Raw genomic sequence first — 6,233 nt, 5'->3', positions numbered from 1 at the left:
CCCTGGCTGTTCGATGAACTGCGCATTGCGCAGTTCATCGAGCTTGGGTCCAGCCCCTGGCTGGTCCGGGTGCAGGGGCGGACAGCCCCTGCTGGGGCCTGGGGCAACGCCCCAGCTCCGCGCCCGCACTGTGCATTCACGGGTCGGCCTCGTGCCTTCGTGACGGCAACGTCTGCCGCGGCGGAGGGACTGTGTGCATTTACACGTCGGCGCGCTGCATTCCTGCGGTCGGTGTTTGCATCCATGGGGTCGACGTGTGCCGCCACACGTCGAGGGTCTGCCTTGGGGGGGAGCGGGCGTGCCTTCGCGGGGGGAGGGGGTGCCTTCGCGGGTGGAGGGCGTGCCTTGGCGGGGGTTGGGGATGCATTCGTGGGGGAGGGGGTTGCCGCGCGGGGGCGGTGGCGTGCAATCGAGTGCTTCGTACATTGTGCGTCTGAGCTTGGGGAAAGCCCCTGGCTGGTCCGGGTCCCGGGGCGGACAGCCCCGGGTGGGGCTTGGGGCAAGGCCCCAGCGAAGCGATGGCGTGAACGCCTCCGCGCGCGTGCCAGCACACTCCTTCTGCCTTGACAGGCGTGGTTGGCTCTTCGCTGGTCCTTCGGTTATCCGATAGGCATGAAGTCGAAACCTTTCTTCCGCGCGGTGCTCCTCGCCGCGGCGGGGGCTTTGTCCTCGTGTTTCCCGGGCGACGATCCCTCCCTGGGGCGATTCTGCGCGTCGCCGAGCGAAGGGGGCGAGTATTGCGTGAGCACGGAACGCAGTCCGAGCAGCGCGTGGGCGGAAGCGAAGGTCCATGGAACATTGCCTATCCAGATGTGGGCCGAATGGCCGGAGGACGTGACGCTCGACGAGCTCGTCCGCAGCAGGGGCAAGCTCGACGCGTGGTTCGCGGATATCGACGAGGTGCTCTTCTCCTTGCGCGTCAACGCGCAGAGCGCGGAGTCCTACCGAGCGAGCATGGACGGCCGGATGGGAGAGCTCCTCCGGCAAGCAAAGCGTAAGCAGCGGCAAATCCTGTCGGAGGAGCCCGTCGACGCGATCGGGAACTTCAAGGCGGCGCTCGTGGAGAAAGCGAACGCCGAGAAAGACCCGCTCGTTGCCGCGATCGCGAGCGACAAGCAAGCCATGGGCGCGGCGCGGTCCATCATCGACGGCGCGAAGGAGGACGCTTCGCTGCTCGGCGCCGCATACAAAAACCTCGTCGCGGAATATTCGAGCTATCGCGCGACCGAGGCGGCCGAGACAGAGGCGTACGAGAAGCTCGCGGACGAGGCGTCAACGACGACGCTCGATACGATCGACGGCGTCGAGCAGGCGATCCTGAGCGCCGCGAAGGCTGCGAGCGCGAAGCCGAACGACCTCGTGCTTCATGCGTTCGAGCTGTCCGCGGAGATCCTGCAATTCGATCTTACCTCGGAGGAGGCGATCGCGCCGCACACGGAATTCATGGCCGCGCATGGCGCGGCCATGCCGGACATGACGTCGGGCGCGCAGCGGTCGATCCACGCGATGCTCGGATACGTGGAGCAGCGGGTCAAGCGCAGCGACAAGACGGCGACGTCGCTCGTGACGGGGCTCGTTTTGCGACGGCACGCGCTCGCCTTGCTCGGCGCTGGCCCGGTCGCGGGTGAGGACGCGATGGCGTCGCGCAGCGTGAAGGCCTCCGCCGCATTTCAGGCCGACACCGGCGCGCTTCTCGCGCAGCTCGACGAGGCCGGCGCGACGGGGAGCGCGCTCGCGTCGCCTGACGCGGCGAAGCGACGTCGAACGTTGAAGAGGCTGCTCCAGTTGAAGCCGCTTTGCGCGGAGGGATCGTCCTCGTTCCGAGAGGCGGCGTGCAAGCCGCTGCGGCAGCGGTTCGCGGCGATGGCGGCGGAGCTCGAGACGCTCGAGAGCACGGAGGGGTTATGAAGAGGTTTCTTTGCTTGGCGCTCCTGCTTCTTGCATGCGTCCTTCCGATGACGGCGCTCGCAGGGACGCCGTATACCGTGCATTGGGAGATGCTCCAGGAGAGCAACTCCTGCGAGGACGCCAGGCTCGGCATGAAAGGAGGCGCCTATTTTCACGGGAATGGGATGCCGCTGGCCACATTCGAGGTCCCCGCGGCCTACTTCGTGAGCCCCGACGGTTCGCGGGGGAATGTGGCGGAAGCCCCCTTCGATTCCGTGCTGCTGCGCATGGGCACGAACGAGTTCTCGTTCGGGGTCACGGCCTCCACCGGCAACAATACCTGCGTCCATTCGCAGAATTTCGTGACGCTCGTCGCGCCGACGCTCGGAATCCAGAAGCCGCTGTTCGACGTCCGCCGCGATGGGATAGCCTTCAGCGGCAGCACGCAGGTCGGCCTCGCGCTTGCAGAGATCAACCCTCCGCTCGCGCAGGCCATCACGAACCTGGAAGTGGCCATCGCGCACGAGCGAGAGGCGCTCCTGGCGAACGCGTCGGCGATCGCGGAGCTCGACGAGCGGCTGAGCTTCCTGCGGGAGCTCGAGCTGGAGCTTCACGATCTGGTGCAGAGGCCGCTCGATGAAATCGCGCAGGTGGATCTCGACGCGATCCTCGATCGATACACGGGCGTCGTCGACGAGGCGACGCGGGCGGCGCTGGTAGAGCTTTTCGACGATCTCCAGCAAAGCGTCGTCGACCTGCAAAACGAGCTCGCGAGCCTGGCCGCGGAGTTCGGCGCGCAGGCGGACGCGGTGGCGGACTTCCTGACGGCGGACGCGCGCGCGGGCGGGTTCCATCCGGAGGATCCGTTCAACTACGGGCTCGGCCCGAGCGGGACGCCCTCGGTCGACATCCCGGATCTTTCGGGTGTGCCGGGCGCGTTCGAGCCGGGGAAGGATCCTTATGCAGCGTATGCGGATGCGGTGATCGCGGCGCTCGAGGAGGACGTCTCGGGTGGCGAGGTCATCGATCGCGGCTCGTTCGTCGCGACGGTGCGCGCGTGGCGGGCGAACCAGGCGGCGATTGAAAAGGCGCTTTTGTCGGGCTCGGGCGTGACGCAGGCCGAGATGAGCGCGTTCTTGAATGCGCAGAACAAGGTGACGAGCCACCTGAAGCAATACATGGACGCCGCGGATTGGTTTTTGAATTCGCAGGTGCCGCCGGACGTGCGCGCGCAGGTGGACGGGGTCTTGAAGAACCTGTACGGCGCATACGCGGACGAGTTGAAGGACGCGCTCAATGCGATGGGGTTCGGCGATGGGGGCACCGTCGATCTGGAGAAGACGCACCTCTTCCAGATGATCCGGGCGTTTTCCGCGGGGGTGTCGGAGCTCGGCGACGTCACGATGCCCTACGTCGACGTGATGGTGACGATGACGCACGCGGCGACGCGGATCGGGATCGGGTTCGTGCCGTACGTGGGGGCGGCGCTCGATTTGTGCGAGGCGGTGACGGGGAAGGAGTTTTGTTTGCCCGTCGGGAGGGATCTGTCGCTCGGCGAGCGGATCTTCTCGGCGGTCGGGACGGGCGTGGGGGCGGGCGTCGCGTTCCACAAGGGAATGAAGAATGCGCCCATCGGCGCGGCCGCGAAGGCGACGGCGCAGGGCGTCGTGGAGTTCGGGCCGGAGCTCGTCGCGGCGCTCAGCAAGAGTCGGATCAGCGAGTGGAGAGGGATCAAACGCGGGGGCTACGAGCTCAGCAAGAAACTCGAGCACGTGTTCGAGCGAGACGTGGCGCTCTACTTGATCAAGAAGGAGGGACACAAGATGCTCGCGCTCGGGGACGGCGAAGTGCGCAGATTGCTGGGCATCGCCGAGAGCTCCCAGACGCGGCTCGTCTCCAGGGCTTGCGATTTCCTCTCGGTCACGCCGACGAACGGGCTCATCCTCAGCGACGCGAAGTTTGTCGGCCCGATGAGCGTCGTCAACGTGCCGAAGGCGCTCAGTCAGTTCGACAACGTCATGGCCAAGCTGGGCGAGAGAAACGTTGCCGGCTTCGTGGAGCGGGTGCAGATTGTCGTGCCGAAGGGGGCAAAGCTCAAGGCGGGGTTCAAGAGGGTTGGAGATGGGACGATGAAGAATGCTGACGGAGACCTCGTGAAGGTGACCGGAGCGAAGAACATCAACCTCGTCGTCCACCTGGTGGAGATATGAGAAGAAAATGGAACCGCAAGACAGACAGCGAGGGCCCGAGGCCTTGGCCAACGTTCTTCGCGTGGTGCCCAGAGGCCGGGCGCTTCGAGGCTTTCACCTCGGCCTTGGCGGCCCTGGTGGGCGCATCGGGACATTGCACGGTGTACGACTTCGACAAGGCGGGTGACGACGACTCGGAGTATTCCCTGACCCCAGCGAAAGCAACGGCCGTGGTTCGCCACAACTACGAGGGGAGATACGGGTGGCAGAGAGCAGACATCGACGACCTCGCGGCGCCCTCCGGCCGCGAGCTTCGGTTTTGTGTCAACGTGCACATGGATTGGAAGGCTGACAAATACTTCCTGGGCGGATGCGGAGGTAGCACGCTCGACATCGGTTTCTGGTACAAGGGGTTCGAGGAGGGCTTCCTCCTGCCGGCGGAGCTGCCGCGGCTGAAACGCGGAGGTCCTTCGTCCCTGGCCATGGAGGCCGGGGTCGCTTGGAAAATCGCGCTGATCGACAGCTACGACCTCCTCGTTCGGTTTTGCACGGCGAGCCCCGCCATCACGACGGGCGGCTGCGGCGAAGGGCCGGACTGGGGCGCTCCCATGACCATGGCAGGGACCTACCACGCGGATGGATATCCCGGCCGTGATCTCGCGCTGACGTGGATGCACCTCCACGACAAGGAGCGGATCGATCTCGCGGTGAGCTCTCCGATCGACGTGCTCCGGGCGCGCGTCGAAGCGTCGCCGCGCGGGAGCAGCGTTTGGATCATCGATGAAGAGCGATTGGCGCGCGAACAAGTGCTCGCAGCGCTCGACCTGCCTCCCAAGGTCTTGCTCGAGGCCCTCGAGGCAGCCCAGGAAAAGCTACATCCCACATGGGAAGCCATGCAATGGGAGCTCTCTCGCCTGATCGACGAAATCGGACGCTCCTCCGCCGACGAGCGGGACATGATCCCCGTGACCGAGGAGCACATCCGTTTCATCGAGGAGCACACGCCGGCGTACGTCAGGCGCCTCGACAATGGCGCGCTCGTGTTGATGGCCCACCCCGACCGCACGCTCTGGCCTCTCTGGTCGGATGCGCTCTCGCTGCTCGGGATTCGGCCGTAGGGAACTCTGCCTACCGTCTCGATGGGCCGAAGCGTCGCCGCTTTTGCCCTGGCCTGTTCGATGAGCTGCGCATCGCGCAGGTCATCGACTGCGGGTCCAGCCCCTGGCTGGTCCGGGGTGAAGGGGGCGGAGAGCCCCCTTCTGGGGCCTGGGGCAACGCCCCAGCGCTCACCTCGAAGGCCGTCGTTGGAGGGCTCGTGGCTCCTCCTTGCCCTGTCCCTTCGGGGCCTCGTCCTTCTCCAGGGTGACCTTGAACGAGCCGCCCGAGGCTGAGTGGATGATGACCACGCCCTCGGGCTGCATGAAGCCGGGTGCGGCGCGTGAACCCTCCTTGCGGAGGAGGGCCAGCGCCTTCTCGGTGACGGCGCGGATGTCCATCCCTTGCGCCAGCACCGGGACGACGTTGCAGCATGCCGGACGCTCCGCGTTGTCTCCCCAGCGTTGGGTGTCGAAGAGGCTGAAGCGCTTCTCCTGCAAGCCGTAGCGCCGCTGGATGCCTGCTCCCCACCACTCGCCGTAATGCAGGCCTGGCCCGAGGCCGGTGATGAGCTCTTCGCGATGTTCCTCGACCCAGCGCGCGAAGCCGTAGTTGTCGTCCTGCGGCGTGATCCACTTGGACCTGGACCCTGCGAGGAGGAGCGTTGGGTTTGGCGCACCGGCGTTTGGGGAGACGGGCTCGCCGACGTAGATGCACGCATTCGTCCCGTCGATCTTCTCCGTGGCGACGCACAGCCGGTTGAGGCGCGGGATCTTGGGGAACGGCTCGAACGTCGGCTTGACAATCTCGGTCATGAAGAAGTCTCCACGGTCCTTGTCCCTGGTCGCGGGCCAGTATAAAGCCTTCCTCCACGAAGCCCGTCACGGCCTGCTCGATGAGCTGCGCATCGCGCAGGTCATCGACCACGGGTCCAGCCCCTGGCTGGTCCGGGGTGGAGGGGGCGGACAGCCCCCTCCTGGGGCCTGGGGCGACGCCCCAGTGCGTCGTCGCCGCCACGCGCTTGACGCCGCTTCCCCTGCCGCGCGTGCGTGGGTATAACGG

The 6,233-nt window shown here is 66.3% G+C and carries 4 protein-coding genes; 3 read left to right on the top strand and 1 reads right to left on the bottom strand.

Annotated elements, in window-relative coordinates:
• The first annotated feature begins 612 nt into the window (after window positions 1–612).
• The 3 genes from E8A74_RS45790 (at window position 613) to E8A74_RS45780 (ending at window position 5,194) form a co-directional block, all read left to right on the top strand.
• Window positions 613–1,908 (top strand): hypothetical protein, encoded by a 1,296-nt coding sequence (locus tag E8A74_RS45790; RefSeq protein WP_136935486.1) that lies wholly within the window; start codon window positions 613–615, stop codon window positions 1,906–1,908.
• A complete protein-coding gene (locus tag E8A74_RS54380) occupies window positions 1,905–4,097 on the top strand; it encodes a hypothetical protein (RefSeq protein WP_211365612.1) in 2,193 nt (730 codons plus the stop codon). Before E8A74_RS45790 ends, E8A74_RS54380 begins: the two co-directional genes overlap by 4 nt.
• Before the next feature lie 116 nt (window positions 4,098–4,213).
• Entirely contained in the window at window positions 4,214–5,194 is a 981-nt protein-coding gene (locus E8A74_RS45780) for a hypothetical protein (RefSeq protein ID WP_136935485.1), read from the top strand.
• Between the two features lie 168 nt (window positions 5,195–5,362).
• Here E8A74_RS45780 and E8A74_RS45775 read toward each other — a convergent pair whose 3' ends face one another.
• On the bottom strand, window positions 5,363–5,986 hold the full coding sequence (locus E8A74_RS45775) for an RNA ligase family protein (protein WP_136935484.1): 624 nt from the start codon (window positions 5,984–5,986) through the stop codon (window positions 5,363–5,365).
• Window positions 5,987–6,233: the final 247 nt, after the last annotated feature.

It is taken from the genome of Polyangium fumosum (assembly GCF_005144585.1).
Classification (GTDB): domain Bacteria; phylum Myxococcota_A; class Polyangia; order Polyangiales; family Polyangiaceae; genus Polyangium; species Polyangium fumosum.
Note: the sequence above shows the minus strand (reverse complement) of the source record. Positions and strands in the feature narration are given on the sequence as shown.